Here is a 13,563-nt window from a genome sequence, read left to right on the forward strand (position 1 = left end):
AACTACAGGCTTGTTACGTCGATAAAGCTCTCAGCGCGCGGGAAGCGGCCCACCATCCAGTGGCGGTCCAACTCCAACGCGGTGATCACAGGCAATGGCAGCTCGCTGATCAGATCGGGGGTGGGGTTGGCATGGTCGGCCAGCAGCGCCGCCAGGTGCACCACGCCCGCCAGTTTGTCGAAGGGGTCTGCCGTCATCGGCGCACTGGCGCTTTGCAACCCGTTGACGATCTCTTCTGGGAAATTCCAGTGCCGGGCCAGCACGGCAGTCACCTGCACCTCGTCAAAGCCCAGCAGGCGCTGTTCACGCTCCCAGCGGGTCATCGCATAGGCCGGTGCGGCCTCTATCTCGACCAGGCTATCGGGCGAGCGCTGACCAATCAGCAACTCCCCCAGCCGCATCATCATGCCGGACAGCCAGGCCTGCTGCGGGTCCAGCCCCGCACCGCCGGCCAGCCACTGCGCATAGCCGGCACAGGCCATGCTGAAGGTCCAGAACGCCTTGCGGTCCAGCCCCGGTATTGTGGGGAAAGCGGTGCTGATGCTGGTGGAAAGCGCCAGCGAGCGGATGCGCGACATGCCCAGCATCGTGATCGCATGGTTCAGCGACAGCACCTGGCGGCTCAGGCCAAACTGCGCGCTATTGGCCATGCGCAGCAGATTGGCAGTCAGTGCCGGGTCTTTGGAAATGATGGCCTCGATCTGTGCGGCGCCGGCATCGGGGTCGTTCAGGGTGCGCACCAGCGAGTGGGCTACCTCATTCATGATGGGCAGCCTGGCAGTCTCAAAAAAGGCGGCTAATTCAGACATGAAAACTCCAAATCAAAAACTGGTAGCAGTATAGAAAATTGCCGTGCGAACGCCAAACCGCGCATCTGCTCAGTTCCGGGCCCTGCTGCAGACATAGACACCGGCAATCACCAGCGCCGTGCCACCCACCAGCCAGGCGGTAAACGGCTCGCCCAGCAGCAGCACACCCATCAGCATCGTGGACATGGGCCCCACCATGCCGACCTGGGCCGCCAGGCCTGAACCTATGCGCTCAATGGCCATCATCACCATCATGACCGGTACCACGGTGCACAGTGTGGCATTGAGCACAGACAACCAGACCACCTCGGGCGCCACCTGAAAAGCTGACTCCAGCGGACGCAGCACCACAAACTGCGCAATGCACAGCACGCAGGCCACCGATGTGGCCAGGCCCACCAGGCGCAGCGAGCCCAGGCGCTGCACCACCTCGCCGCTGTAGAACAGGTACAGCGCATAGCTGACCGCACTGAGCAACACCAGCACGGCACCCAAGGCCACATGGCTGCCCTGCAGGCTGACCTCGTGGCCAAACACCAGCAGCACACCGCCATAGCTGATGGCCATACCCATGGCCTGCGACCGTGCGATACGCCGCCCAGCAAACACCACGCCCAACAACAGCACCAGCGTGGGGTTCAGGTACAGGATCAGCCGTTCCAGCGACGCGGTGATGTACTGCAGCCCGGCGAAGTCCAGAAAGCTCGCCAGGTAGTAACCGGTGATACCCAACCACACCACACCCAGCCAGTCTTTGCGGGTCAGCGGCGGCGGGGTGTAGGTTGCTGTGGCACGGCTGGCCCACCAGCTCATGGCCAGGAAGAAGGGCAGCGCAAACAGCATGCGCAGCATGATCAGCGTGACCGCATCCACGCCATGGCGGTAGGCCAGCTTGACGATGATGGCCTTACCGCTGAACGCCACCGCACCCAGCGTGGCCAGCATCAAACCAAATGCTACGGATTTAGGAGCTGCTTGGGCTTGTTGTACGGGGGCTACAGCCATATTTCAAAAAAGTACTCTAGGGTGGACGGGCCATGGTGTGCGCGTCGGGGCTTGCACCACTGTACAGGACGCGGGGAATGGCGTAAGGTCTAAAATCCGCTGCAACCGGCACCCGGCTGGCTGCAGCCCGCACACAATAGGCAATGACCCCAGAATCAGCCCCCTCGTTGGACTCCGAGCTGCACCGCCTCAAGCGCTGGATGCAGCTGTTTGAAGGCTGGAGCGAGTGCCAACGCAGTGCCCATACCGCACACGACCTGGCGCGGGGCCTGTGCCAGTTGCTGGTCGAACATGCCGACTATGTCCATGCCGAAATCAGTCTGACCCGGCCCGACGGCTCCCATGTGCACAGCGAATCCGGCCTGCTGCCAAAAGACCCCGCCCACCTGCACCAGTTCAGCTTTCCCATCCAGCATGGCAGCCTGACCCAGGGCGCGCTGCAGGTCCATGCCCACTTTGACACCGCGAGCCGCCCCGAAGACCACGGCTTTGTAGCCCGCATGGCCGAAGAGCTGGCCCATGGCATTGCCGGCCTGCACAGCGCGCAGGCCCACGCCCAGTCGCTCAGCCGCACCGAACTGCTGGCCCAGGCCATTGAACAAAGCCCGTTTGGCATCATCGTCATGGACCTTAATGGCCAGGTCGAATACTGCAACCGCGGTTTCCTGAAGCTATCGGGCTTTTCGTCGGACGAAGTGATCGGCGTCACACCCCACCCCTGGAACCCGGACGAAAACACCGACGCCATCTACCGCAGCCTGCTGACCTCGCAGCACATCGACGACCGCTGGAATGGCGATGTGCAAAGCATGCGCAAGGATGGCAGCGTCTACTGGGAGCGCCAGGTAGTGTCCACGCTGCGCGACGCGGCTGGCCACCACACGCACCTGGTCGTCGTTAAAGAAGACGTCAGCGATCGCAAATTACGCCGCGCCGACTATGCACAAACCCGCCATCTGCACGAAAAGGCCCTGGCCTCCAGCAGCAACGGCATCATGATCACCCGCAGCGACGAGGATGACCACTCCATCGTCTATGTGAACCCGGCATTTGAGCGCATCACCGGCTACCGCGCCGAAGAGGTGATCGGTCTGGAGGGCCGCTTCCTCGTGCGCGATGACCTGGCCCAGCCCGACCTGGAACACATACGCTCGGCGCTGCGCGAAAAACGCGAAGGCTCGGCCACGCTGCGCAACTACCGCAAGGACGGCTCGCTGTTCTGGAACGAACTGCACATCGCCCCGGTGCGAGACCTCACCGGCGGCGCCACCACGCATTTCGTCAGTGTCATCAACGACATCAGCGAGCGTGTGCGCTACCAGCACGCACTGGAGTACCAGGCCAACCACGACAGCCTGACGGGTCTTGCCAACCGCAACCTGCTGAACGACCGCATCGAACAGGCCATCGCCTGGGCCAAACGCAACGGCCATGTGATGGGCGTGATGCTGCTGGATCTGGACCATTTCAAGCTGATCAACGATGCGTCGGGCCATACGGCCGGCGACGCTCTGCTGAAAGAGGTGGCCCACCGCCTGACAGCTTGCGTGCGCGAGACCGACACAGTGGCCCGGCTGGGTGGTGACGAATTCGTCATCATCCTCACCGATCTGCCGCAGCCCGACGATGTGGACCAGATCGCCGAGAAGATCTTGTCCACGCTGTCCCGCCCCACCGAGGTGGCCGGGCGCGATGTTTTCGTCACCGCCAGCATCGGCGTGTCGCTGTACCCACGCGATGGCGACCATGGCGAGATCCTGCTGCGTTATGCCGACATGGCCATGTACCGCGTCAAGGAGCATGGACGCAACAGCGTGCGCCAGTTCGTGCCCGAGATGGGCTCCACCGCCATCAGCCGGCTCGACATGGAGGGCGCCATGCGCCGCGGCCTGGAGCGTGGCGAATTTGTGCTGCACTACCAGCCCAAGATCGATCTGGCCAGCCAAAGCGTGGTGGGTGCCGAGGCGCTGATACGCTGGCAGCATCCGCAGATCGGCCTCGTCCACCCCATCGAATTCATACGCCTGGCCGAAGAGACCGGCCTGATTCTGCCGCTGGGTGAATGGGTGCTGCACGAAGCCTGCAAGCAGCAGGTGTTGTGGCAGCAACAAGGGCTGCAGCCGCTGAAAATCGCCATCAATATGTCGGCCCGCCAGTTCCGCCAGGACGAGCTGTCAGACCGCATCGCAGCCGTGTTTGCCAGCACCGGTGCCGACCCCGCTCACGTGATACTGGAGTTGACCGAAAGCATGGTCATGCACGATGTGGACAGCACGCTAGCGGCGCTACGCGCGCTGAAGAAATTGGGCGTGTCGCTGTCGCTGGACGACTTTGGCACGGGCTACTCCAGCCTGTCTTATCTGCGCCGCTTCCCGATCGATGAGCTAAAGATCGACCGCTCCTTCATCAACGACATCCACACCAACCCCGACGATGCAGCCATCGCCGGCGCCATCATCGCCATGGCGCGCAGCTTGGGTTTGTCAGTCGTTGCCGAGGGCGTGGAGAACAAGGAGCAGGCTGATCTGCTGACCACGCTGGGCTGCAACCAGGTGCAGGGCTACTACTACGCCCGGCCATTGACGGTGGCCGCCTTTGCCAACCGCCTGCGCGAGCAGCAGGCTCTACAGGGTCGAGCGCTATGAACCGGCTCACCTGGCGCACCGTACCCGCGGCAGAGCTGGCTTTGCTGCTCAAAAAGGCCAAGCTGGATGACTCGCGGGCCGTGGGTGCGTCCACCGTCTACCAGCTCAAGATCGAGGGCCGCGATGTGCTGGCCGTCTCCTTGCCCGATGGCGAGGCCGTGGTCGTGGATGTGGTGGCACCGGTGCACACCATGCGCCGGCGCGTGGACCCCACTAAGTTGTAGGGTCCACCTTATTGCCGCTGCCGCGCAAGCGTTCCACGGCAGCCACACCCACGAACACCAGGGCACCGGCCAATACTCCGGTCAACGCGTCCACTGACACCGGCAGCAGCATACGTGCCACACCCGCCAAGGCGCTATCCGACCCCAACTGCTCCAGCACCGATTGCACCGCATGGTGCAGCGGCCCCAGGCCGTGCACCAGTATGCCGCCACCCACCAGGAACATGGCCGCCGTACCTACTACGGCCAGAACCTTCATCATGCGCGGCGCGGCCACCAGCAGGCCCCGGCCCACGGCCTGCTGCGCGCGGCGTGAAGCCCCCCCATTGGGCAGGCGGCTCAGGTACAGGCCCAGGTCGTCCATCTTCACGATGCCGGCCACAAAGCCATAGACGCCAAAGGTCATCAGAACCGCAATGCCGGCCAGCACCGCCAACTGCGTCATCCACGGGCTGGTCTGCACCGTGCCCAACGTGATGGCAATGATCTCGGCCGACAGCACGAAGTCGGTGCGAATGGCCCCCTTGACCTTGTCACGCTCCAGCGCCATCAGGTCCACAGCGGGGTCGCTCAGGGCCTTGAGCAGCTCGGCCTCATGGGCCTGCTCTTGTGCATCGTCGCTGTGCATGAAGTGGTGGGCCAGCTTCTCAAAACCTTCGAAGCACAAGTAGGCACCGCCCACCATCAGCAGGGGCGTCACGGCCCAGGGTATGAAGACACTGATCAGCAGCGCCGCCGGCACCAGGATCAGCTTGTTGACCAGCGAGCCCTTGCACACGGCCCAGACCACGGGCAACTCGCGCTCGGCCGACACGCCGGCCACCTGCTGGGCATTGAGGGCCAGGTCATCGCCCAGCACACCAGCCGTCTTTTGGGCGGCCACTTTGGAAAGCAAGGCCACGTCATCCAGGATGACGGCGATATCGTCTATGAGGGCGAGCAGGCTACTGGACATAGAAAGGTGCGTGAAGTTTTGAGCGGGAAAATACCCATTGTCGCAGCCAGACCCGAGAGCACAATGCCTCCATGCCCCACCGCGCCGAAGACAGCCCTGCGCCCACGGTATTGGACGTGGAGGCCTCGGGCTTTGGGCGCAACAGCTACCCCATAGAAATCGGTTTTGTGCTGCCCGACGGCCACGCCTACTGCACGCTGGTGCGCCCCGAAGCCCATTGGACGCACTGGGACCAGCAGGCCGAGGCCACCCACCACATTCCCCGCGCACTGATACTGGAGCGCGGCGCGCCGGTACAGCAAGTGGCCCGCACCATCAACGCCAAGCTGGCTGGCCAGACCGTCTACACCGATGGCTGGGTCAACGACTTCAGCTGGATAGGCACCCTGTTCGACGCCGCCGATATGAATCCGGCCTTCAAGCTGGAAAACCTGCGCGCCCTGCTCGACGACCACGAGGCCGACCTGTGGCACACCGTCAAGGCGCAGATCAGCAGCGAACGCGGCATGCAGCGCCACCGGGCCAGCGCCGATGCCCGCCTGCTGCAACTGACGCTGCTGCGGCTGCGGCATTGGCCGGCGGAGAAATAGCGCGAGCCGTTGCAGTCCCTCTGCAACACCTGTGCACAGAGCCTGGTTCGGTTAAAAACCCCTTTTTAGGTATTTTGCGTCGCATTTTCCGAAGTTCAGAGACAAATTAGCCTATAGCCCTCGTCAGGTATGCCTTGAGCGCTATCAAAATCGAAGCAACCACTTGACCCTGTCAGGTGATCTTGAAGACTGTCCGTATGGTCTTGGACCCGGCCTTCTCTTCAAACACCGCCCACTGCTTGATGCCCTTCACCAGGACGGCGTTGCTGACGTCCTTGACCGGCTTCTTGGCCTTGAGTTTGGCAGTCACCCAGTCTTGCACATGGGGAAAGTATTGGCCTTCTTTCCCAGTGGGGACCAGCAGCTCCTTACCGGCGACGCTGCCCATGGAAGTGACGATGAGTTCGGTGGCTGGCATTTGCTTTTCTCTCGGTGTTCTGATCGGAGTTTGGATGGCCGCAAGCTTAGCGCCACTTGGCATGCTTGCAACAGCCCCGCCAGATACTTGCCTCCGTCAACCAATTGTATGACAATGGCATCTATGAACCCAGCACCACCCACCCCCGCTGCCGACGACGAAACCCACATCCAGGCCATTCGCGGCTTCAACCGCTTCTACACACGGCGCATCGGTGTGCTGGACCCGTACCTGGGCAGCGAGTTGTCGCTGACCGAGGTGCGCGTGCTGTACGAGCTGGCGCACCGCGACCAGCCCACCGCCACCGAGCTGGCGCAAGACCTGGCGCTGGACGCCGGCTACCTGAGCCGCATCCTGCGTCGCTTTGAAAGCAAGCACTGGCTGGCCCGCGTGCCCTCCCCCGCCGACGCCCGCCAAAGCCTGCTGGCGCTGACACCTGCAGGCCACAAGGCTTTCGCGCCGCTGCAGCAAAAATCGCGCGACGAGGCGGCGGCCCTGCTGGCCCCGCTGAGCGACGGCAGCCGCCACCAATTGATAGCGGCCATGGACCGTGTGCAACGCCTGCTGGCCCCGGCCACCACCACACCCGGCAAGCCGCCGGTCGCGCTGCTGCGCGACCCCCAGCCCGGCGACATGGGCTGGGTCGTGCAGCAGCATGGCGAGGTCTATGCCCGCGAATACGGCTGGAACGCCGAATTCGAAGCCCTGGTGGCCGACATCGTGGCCCAGTACATCCGCAACTGCCAACCCGAGTGGGAGCGCTGCTGGATGGCCGAGCTGGACGGCGAACGCGTGGGCTCCGTGTTCGTAGTGCGCAAGTCCAAGACCGTGGCCCAATTACGCATGCTGATCCTCACCCCCCAGGCACGCGGCCTGGGCCTGGGCGCGCGCCTGACCGACGAGTGCATCGCCTTTGCGCGCAGCAAGGGTTATAAGAAGATGGTGCTATGGACTAATAGCTGCCTGGGCGCGGCGCGCGACATCTACGCCAAGCGGGGGTTTCAGTTGGTCAAGAGCGAGGCCTATGACGGCTTTGGGCAGAGCTTGGTGGGGGAGACATGGGAGTTGAAGCTGTAGGCAAATGCAGCCTTCCTGGTTGAACACCTCGTGGGCTATAGTGGCGGCGCAGCTGTCACTGCCACCAAGATGGATCGGGCAAGCGAGTTGGCACACTGCAGCCAACAGTAGGCCTTGATCTCCCCAGGCTACCAGGAAGGAGGCTCCGCCATGAATTCTCCCCACGCAACCGCGCGCAAGCCCGTTGTGCTGATGCCCGGCCAAGGCCGCGCTTACCCCATGGGGCGCATCAGTGCAGTCTTCAAAGCGGACGAGGCTGAAACAGCATCCAAATACTCCGTCTCCGAATGGTGGCTGAACGCCCATACGCAAGGGCCAGGCATTCACTCCCATGAGGAAGACGATCTGTTCTACGTGATCGAAGGCACCATGAGCGTCTTCGTGGGCGCCGAATGGATGGACGCGCCCAAGGGCTCATTCGTTCTCATTCCCGGTGGCATGCGACACGACTTCGAAAACCGAAGCGACGCCCGCGCAGGCGTACTCAACTTCTCTGCACCCGGACCGTTTGAACCTGCCATGCCGGGGATTGCGGAGTGGTTTGCAAGCAACCCACCTGGCGACGCTCCGAGCGCCTAGCGCAGAATGGCGTGTGCAAAGGTTGCCCCCATGGGATCCATCGCCCTGCCACAGGCACCGTCCACTAGCGCCCCTGCTCGGCCTCGCCCATAAGGCTCTTGTACATGGCCCATCCCTGCTCGTATCGGTGGCACAGGTGCTTCTTGAATGCCAAAACATGGTCGAACCCCAAGCAGACAGCCGGAGTGTCGCCGTCCATTTCCCGGCAATCAGTGGCTCCGTACTGGTGGTCGCCGATCCGATCCGGTTGACCCAAGTGGTGGTGAATTTGCTATCCAACGCCATCAAATACAACCGCCCTCAGGGAAGCGTTCACGTTGCAGTAGGTTCCAGCACCGCATCCACACTGCGCATAGAGGTCAAGGACACTGGAGAAGGCCTGCCAGCAGAGAAGTTGTCGCAATTGTTTCAACCGTTCAACCGGCTTGGACAAGAAAGCAGCGCGACCGAAGGCACGGGAATTGGCTTGGTTGTGACCAAGCGGTTGACCGAACTGATGGGAGGAACGATTGGGGTACGCAGCACGGTCGGTGTGGGCAGCGTGTTCTGGGTTGAGCTTCAGTTAGCCAGCACAACTTCTGCCAAAGCAGTGATGGGGGGCTCGCTTGATGACAAACGCCCCGCACACGATGAGCCGCACCTCTCTGCGAGCACGATTTTGTATGTCGAAGACAACCTGGCGAATGTTGAGTTGGTCGAACAAATCCTTGAAGGGCGCCCCAATCTGCGACTCATCAGGGCCCAAAACGGGGCACAAGGCATTGAGATGGCACGCAACCATTCTCCACAGATCATTTTGATGGACATCAACCTGCCTGGCATGAGTGGACTGGAGGCATTGAAAATCCTGCGGTTGGACCCAATCACCCGACACATTCCTGTGCTGGCTATCACGGCCAACGCCCTTCCCATAGACGCTGCCAAAGGCATGTCCGCCGGCTTCTTCCAGTATCTGACAAAGCCCTTCAAGATCAACGAATTCCTGCAAACCATCGATCTGGCCTTGCAGGCTTCAGATTGAAATGCAAGTCGTGGCCTACTATTCGCGCCAGGCTTTCTCTACCAGTTGACCTATCTCCAGAGGCTTGCCGCCCTGCTTCACCCTCTTCCACTCGATGGGTGAAGGCGCTACGCGTTTGGACTCCTTGCCATCCCAGGTAGCCACCTTCAAGGCAAACACGACGGGCCCCTCGGTCACTTCAAAAGGCTTGATGGCCTTCACGCTGTCGGTAATCTGCTTGCGCATTTCCAAGTCCACCAGCGCATCAAAATCCAGCCACACCCGCGACTGCTGACCCGGCTTCACGGCCAGCACGATGAAACCGCCCACGGCTTGCGTCACGCCGCTGGCAACCACGGCGTCGCGCGAAGCTGCCTCCACGGCTTTGATGTAGTCCGCCATGGCGTCCACATCGGGGACGCGCTTTTCCATGACGGCACCGGGCTGCAGTAGCACGACATTGAAATTGGTGAGAGGCTGTGCTGCATGCGCGCTGGTGGCCGCGGCAACCAGCAACAACGAGACAAGGCCAACGGCGCGAAAGACGAATAGAGAGAGTTTCATTTCTATTTGGCAGAGGATGAGGATGTGCGCTTTTTCTTGCCCGCCTCCGACGCCACGCGTTCGGGTTGGCGGGTCAGCGATGGAATGTACTCGGCCCGACGAAAGCGCAGCGCCGACCAGTCGGCGTCAATCGCCACCATGCGCACCTTCTCGTACCCGGCCTGGGCCAACACGTCCCAACCGGTATCGCGGTGGAATTCGCAGCGGTAGTTCTTGGATGACTGCTTGGGATAGGCAAACCACAACAGCGCGTCGCCCGTGGCCTTGGCCGCGAGTGCAGCGGACAGCGTGTCCAACTCGGCCTGCTGGGTAACAAAAGCCAAAGCGAAGGCCACGCTCTTGGCCTGCGCCAGCTTGCGGTGGATGGTAATGCCTGTCAGCAGCGCCAGCTCCGGCTCAAAGCTTGCAGGGGCATTGAGCACCGCAATCTCGGTGGCAGCCTTCAGGTTGAGTTTGGCAAAGAGTGGGGACATGGCAACTGCGCTCCGTAAGCCCCTCAATTTACTACGAAATCAATAGCGGCTCATTCTTATTTTACGAGGGCTAGCGCCAGGTTCCTCAAAAGTCATCCGGCGAAATCCGCATCCAGCACCACCCGGTAGCGCGCCTTGCCCGAACGCAGGTGGTCCAGCGCGTCATTGACCTTGCCCATGGGGAAATGCTCCACCTGCGGCGCAATACCGTGGCGGGCGCAGAACTCCATCATCTTGGTCAGCACCACGGGTGATGGCGTGGGCGATGCCGAGATGCTGCGCTGCCAAGACAGCAGGCCGCCGGTCTTCACTTTCATGGCCTCAGTCACCACCCCCACCAGGTGCAGACGTCCTTTGGGAGCCAGTGTGCCGATCAGCGCATCCCACTCCAGGCTGGCGCCTACGGTGACCAGCAAGAAGTCCAGCGTGCCGGCTATCGCCTTCAGCTCTTTGACGTCCACGCTGCTGACCGTCTTGTGTGCGCCCAGCAACAGCGCCTCTTCGCGCTTGGAGGGCGAGGAGGTAAAGGCGGTCACCTCGCAGCCCCAAGCGTGCGCAAACTTGACGGCCAGGTGACCCAGGCCGCCAATGCCGACCACGCCGACCTTGTCGGTCGGTTTGATGCCGTGGATCACAAAGGGCAAGAAGGCCGTGCCGCCGCCGCACATCAGCGGGCCGGCGCTGGCGGGGTCCACGCCCTCGGGTATCGGCAGGGCCCAGCCCCAGTGCGCACGCACCTTGTCGGCAAAGCCGCCGTGGCGGCCAATGATGGTGGGCTGGCGTTTGGTGCACAGGTTTTGCTCACCGCCCATGCAGAAGTTGCAGTGGCAGCAGCTCTTGCTATGCCAGCCTATGCCCACGCGCTGGCCCACGCTGCGGCCCTTGGCCTGCGCGCCTACGGCAGTGATGGTGCCGATGATCTCGTGGCCGGGCACCAGCGGGTAGGTGGCGGGAAACCATTCGCTGTCGACCATGGCCAAGTCGGAATGGCAGACGCCACAGTATTCAACGGCGATCTCCACGTCTTCGGGGTGCAGTTCACCGGGGTCGTAATCCAGCCGCTCCAGGGGGCTGCCGGCGCTGGTGGCGGCCCAGGCACGAAACGTTGTTGTTGGGGCCATGGCGAGAGTCTCCTTAGCGTAAATCAGGTGAGCTTAGTACATTCTCGCCCGGGTTTCCCCTGGGTTTGTAACCGTGGCGACTGGGCAATCTCTAGAGAAACCCGGCGCATAATCAGCGCGGCATCGGATGTGCCGATACAAATCCCCCCTCTCACAGAAGTTCTTTTTACTATGCACCGCGTCGCCATCAGCAGCACAGGCATTTTTACGCCACCCGAAGTCATTACCAATGAGGAGTTGGTAGCCGCCTTCAACGCCTACGCCGCACTCGAAAACGAAAAGTACGCGGACGAGATTGCCGCCGGCACCCGCACCGCCCTCACCGACTCCAACGTCGAGTTCATTGAAAAAGCCTCGGGCATCAAGCGCCGCTACGTGATGGAAAAGTCCGGCGTGCTGGACCCACGCCGCATGCGCCCGGCATTCAAGGCCCGCCCCGATACCGAGTTGTCCATGATGGCCGAGATCGCCGTCAAGGCCGCACAAGACGCGCTGGCCAACGCAGGCAAGACGGCTGCGGACGTGGACGGCGTCTACTGCGCCGCCGCCAACATGCAGCGCGCCTACCCCGCGATGGGTGTGGAAATCCAGACCGCACTGGGCATTGAAGGCTATGCGTTCGACATGAACGTGGCCTGCTCTTCCGCCACGTTTGCGCTGGAGATGGCCTACAACGCGGTGCGCACCGGCTCGGCCCGCGCCATTCTGGTGGTCAACCCCGAAATCACCTCCTGCCACTTGGCGTGGATGGACCGCGACTGCCACTTCATCTTTGGTGATGTGTGCACCGCCATCCTGGTGGAGCGCATGGATCTGGCGCCCGCCGGCGCTTTCGAGATTCTGGGTACGCGCTTGCAGACCACATTCTCCAACGCCATCCGCAACAACGCCGGCTTCATGTCGCGCGCCGAAGACCGCGACCCCGAAGACCGCGACCAACTCTTCCGCCAGGAAGGCCGTAAGGTGTTCAAGGAAGTCTGCCCCATGGCGGCCGAGCACATTGCCAACCATCTGACCTCGCACCAGATGGCGCCCACCGACGTGCGCCGCTTCTGGCTGCACCAGGCCAACTTGTCGATGAACCAGTTCATCACCCGCAAACTGCTGGGCCGTGACGTGAGCCCAGAAGAAGCGCCGATCATTCTGGACGAGTTTGCCAACACCGCGTCGGCAGGCTCCATCATCGCCTTCCACCGCCACAAGGCGGATTTCAAGGCCGGTGAAGTGGGCGTGATCTGCTCGTTTGGTGCGGGCTACTCGATTGGCAGCGCCATCGTCAAGAAGCACTGACCGGCATCAAGGCCAGAAACCTACCAAAGTCGCGTTCCAATTCGCCCGCAGTCTGCGCGCCGTTGGCAAACAGCCACTTGACGCGCTCCACCGTATGCGGATCGCGCAGCGCCTGCACAAAGCGCTCCGTCTCTTGCGCCAGCAGCGCATCGGGCGGCAGCGTTGCCAGGTTGACCATCTCCTTGGTATTGCGGATGCCCCGTGCGGGGAAAGAGGCGATGCGAAGAGCCAGCGCGTCGACAAAAGCGGTGAGCTCCGCATCCGGCAACGCCCGGTTGATCCAACCGTAGCGCTCTGCGGTCCGGGCATCGTAGTCATCGCCCGACAGCATGATCTCCAGCGCCCGGCCCCGGCCGACGAGGCTGGGCAAGCGCTGGCTGCCGCCCGCGCCCGGGTGCAGACCAACGCCAACCTCGGGCTGACCCAGCACTGCCTTCTCCAGTGAGGCGAATCGCATGTCCAACGCCAGCGCAAATTCACTGCCTGCGCCACGCGTACGGCCGCGGATTTCGCCCATCGTGACTTGCGGCAAACGGGCGATGCGCCGAAACAGTGCCGGCACATGGGCACCGGGTGGCAAGTCGGATGAGCGGCCAGAAATGTCGTAGTGGTTCACAAAGAAGTCGGGGCTTGCACTGCGAAAGACCACGACCTTGATGGTCTCGTCTTTTTCCAGATCATCAACCAATTGCCCCAACGCCAATATCAGCGTGCGATCCAGCAGGTTGATAGGCGGGTTGTCCACGACGACGGTGGCTATGGCGCCGCTGTCGGTGCGGCGTAAAACAGCGGGGGTTTGCGTGTTGTGCATGG

The 13,563-nt window shown here is 62.3% G+C and carries 15 protein-coding genes; 7 read left to right on the forward strand and 8 right to left on the reverse strand.

All coding sequences use genetic code 11. From position 1 onward, the window contains the following. Nucleotides 1-2 precede the first annotated feature (2 nt). Both AC07OO_RS03190 and AC07OO_RS03195 read right to left on the reverse strand, forming a co-directional pair. Nucleotides 3-809: an HDOD domain-containing protein gene (locus AC07OO_RS03190; protein WP_495080605.1), complete on the reverse strand. Its 807-nt coding sequence runs from the start codon at nucleotides 807-809 to the stop codon at nucleotides 3-5. 69 nt (nucleotides 810-878) lie between these two features. After that, nucleotides 879-1,814, reverse strand: coding sequence for a DMT family transporter (locus AC07OO_RS03195; protein ID WP_495080606.1), 936 nt, complete (start codon nucleotides 1,812-1,814; stop codon nucleotides 879-881). 143 nt (nucleotides 1,815-1,957) lie between these two features. Here AC07OO_RS03195 and AC07OO_RS03200 point away from each other — a divergent pair, with 143 nt between their 5' ends. Both AC07OO_RS03200 and AC07OO_RS03205 read left to right on the forward strand, forming a co-directional pair. Beyond that, entirely contained in the window at nucleotides 1,958-4,459 is a 2,502-nt protein-coding gene (locus AC07OO_RS03200; protein ID WP_495080607.1) for a sensor domain-containing protein, read from the forward strand. Next, nucleotides 4,456-4,683, forward strand: a complete 228-nt coding sequence (locus AC07OO_RS03205; protein WP_495080608.1) for a hypothetical protein — start codon at nucleotides 4,456-4,458, stop codon at nucleotides 4,681-4,683. The genes AC07OO_RS03200 and AC07OO_RS03205 overlap by 4 nt, the downstream gene beginning before the upstream one ends. On the opposite strand, the gene AC07OO_RS03210 is transcribed toward AC07OO_RS03205, so the two are convergent. Further along, a complete protein-coding gene (locus AC07OO_RS03210; protein WP_495080609.1) occupies nucleotides 4,673-5,638 on the reverse strand; it encodes a DUF808 domain-containing protein in 966 nt (321 codons plus the stop codon). The two genes, AC07OO_RS03205 and AC07OO_RS03210, sit on opposite strands and share 11 nt — an antisense overlap. Before the next feature lie 71 nt (nucleotides 5,639-5,709). On the opposite strand from AC07OO_RS03210, the gene AC07OO_RS03215 reads away from it, so the two are divergent. Then, a complete protein-coding gene (locus AC07OO_RS03215) occupies nucleotides 5,710-6,228 on the forward strand; it encodes a hypothetical protein (protein ID WP_495080610.1) in 519 nt (172 codons plus the stop codon). 172 nt (nucleotides 6,229-6,400) lie between these two features. Here the strand turns inward: AC07OO_RS03215 and AC07OO_RS03220 are convergent, their stop codons facing one another. After that, nucleotides 6,401-6,646: a hypothetical protein gene (locus tag AC07OO_RS03220; RefSeq protein WP_495080611.1), complete on the reverse strand. Its 246-nt coding sequence runs from the start codon at nucleotides 6,644-6,646 to the stop codon at nucleotides 6,401-6,403. A 114-nt stretch (nucleotides 6,647-6,760) separates the two neighbouring features. On the opposite strand from AC07OO_RS03220, the gene AC07OO_RS03225 reads away from it, so the two are divergent. The 3 genes from AC07OO_RS03225 (at nucleotide 6,761) to AC07OO_RS03235 (ending at nucleotide 9,323) form a co-directional block, all read left to right on the forward strand. Then, the gene (locus AC07OO_RS03225) at nucleotides 6,761-7,723 is read left to right on the forward strand and encodes a bifunctional helix-turn-helix transcriptional regulator/GNAT family N-acetyltransferase (RefSeq protein WP_495080612.1); all 963 of its coding nucleotides are present in this window, start codon (nucleotides 6,761-6,763) and stop codon (nucleotides 7,721-7,723) included. A gap of 150 nt (nucleotides 7,724-7,873) precedes the next feature. Next, nucleotides 7,874-8,302, forward strand: a complete 429-nt coding sequence (locus AC07OO_RS03230; protein ID WP_495080613.1) for a cupin domain-containing protein — start codon at nucleotides 7,874-7,876, stop codon at nucleotides 8,300-8,302. A 157-nt stretch (nucleotides 8,303-8,459) separates the two neighbouring features. After that, nucleotides 8,460-9,323: an ATP-binding protein gene (locus AC07OO_RS03235; RefSeq protein ID WP_495080614.1), complete on the forward strand. Its 864-nt coding sequence runs from the start codon at nucleotides 8,460-8,462 to the stop codon at nucleotides 9,321-9,323. Between the two features lie 18 nt (nucleotides 9,324-9,341). Here AC07OO_RS03235 and AC07OO_RS03240 read toward each other — a convergent pair whose 3' ends face one another. The 3 genes from AC07OO_RS03240 to ahr form a co-directional block, all read right to left on the reverse strand. Next, nucleotides 9,342-9,866 carry a hypothetical protein gene (locus AC07OO_RS03240; protein WP_495080615.1) on the reverse strand — a complete coding sequence of 175 codons (525 nt, stop codon included), beginning with the start codon at nucleotides 9,864-9,866 and terminating at the stop codon, nucleotides 9,342-9,344. A gap of 2 nt (nucleotides 9,867-9,868) precedes the next feature. Continuing rightward, on the reverse strand, nucleotides 9,869-10,339 hold the full coding sequence (locus AC07OO_RS03245; RefSeq protein WP_495080616.1) for a hypothetical protein: 471 nt from the start codon (nucleotides 10,337-10,339) through the stop codon (nucleotides 9,869-9,871). A gap of 92 nt (nucleotides 10,340-10,431) precedes the next feature. Then, complete coding sequence (gene ahr, locus AC07OO_RS03250; protein WP_495080617.1) at nucleotides 10,432-11,460, reverse strand: NADPH-dependent aldehyde reductase Ahr; 1,029 nt, start codon at nucleotides 11,458-11,460, stop codon at nucleotides 10,432-10,434. A gap of 171 nt (nucleotides 11,461-11,631) precedes the next feature. Between ahr and AC07OO_RS03255 the strand changes: the two genes are divergently transcribed. Continuing rightward, on the forward strand, nucleotides 11,632-12,750 hold the full coding sequence (locus tag AC07OO_RS03255; RefSeq protein ID WP_495080618.1) for a beta-ketoacyl-ACP synthase III: 1,119 nt from the start codon (nucleotides 11,632-11,634) through the stop codon (nucleotides 12,748-12,750). Here AC07OO_RS03255 and AC07OO_RS03260 read toward each other — a convergent pair. Further along, nucleotides 12,737-13,561, reverse strand: coding sequence for an enoyl-CoA hydratase/isomerase family protein (locus tag AC07OO_RS03260; RefSeq protein WP_495080619.1), 825 nt, complete (start codon nucleotides 13,559-13,561; stop codon nucleotides 12,737-12,739). The genes AC07OO_RS03255 and AC07OO_RS03260 overlap by 14 nt on opposite strands. Nucleotides 13,562-13,563: the final 2 nt, after the last annotated feature.

Source organism: Rhodoferax sp. GW821-FHT07G04, from assembly GCF_059418585.1.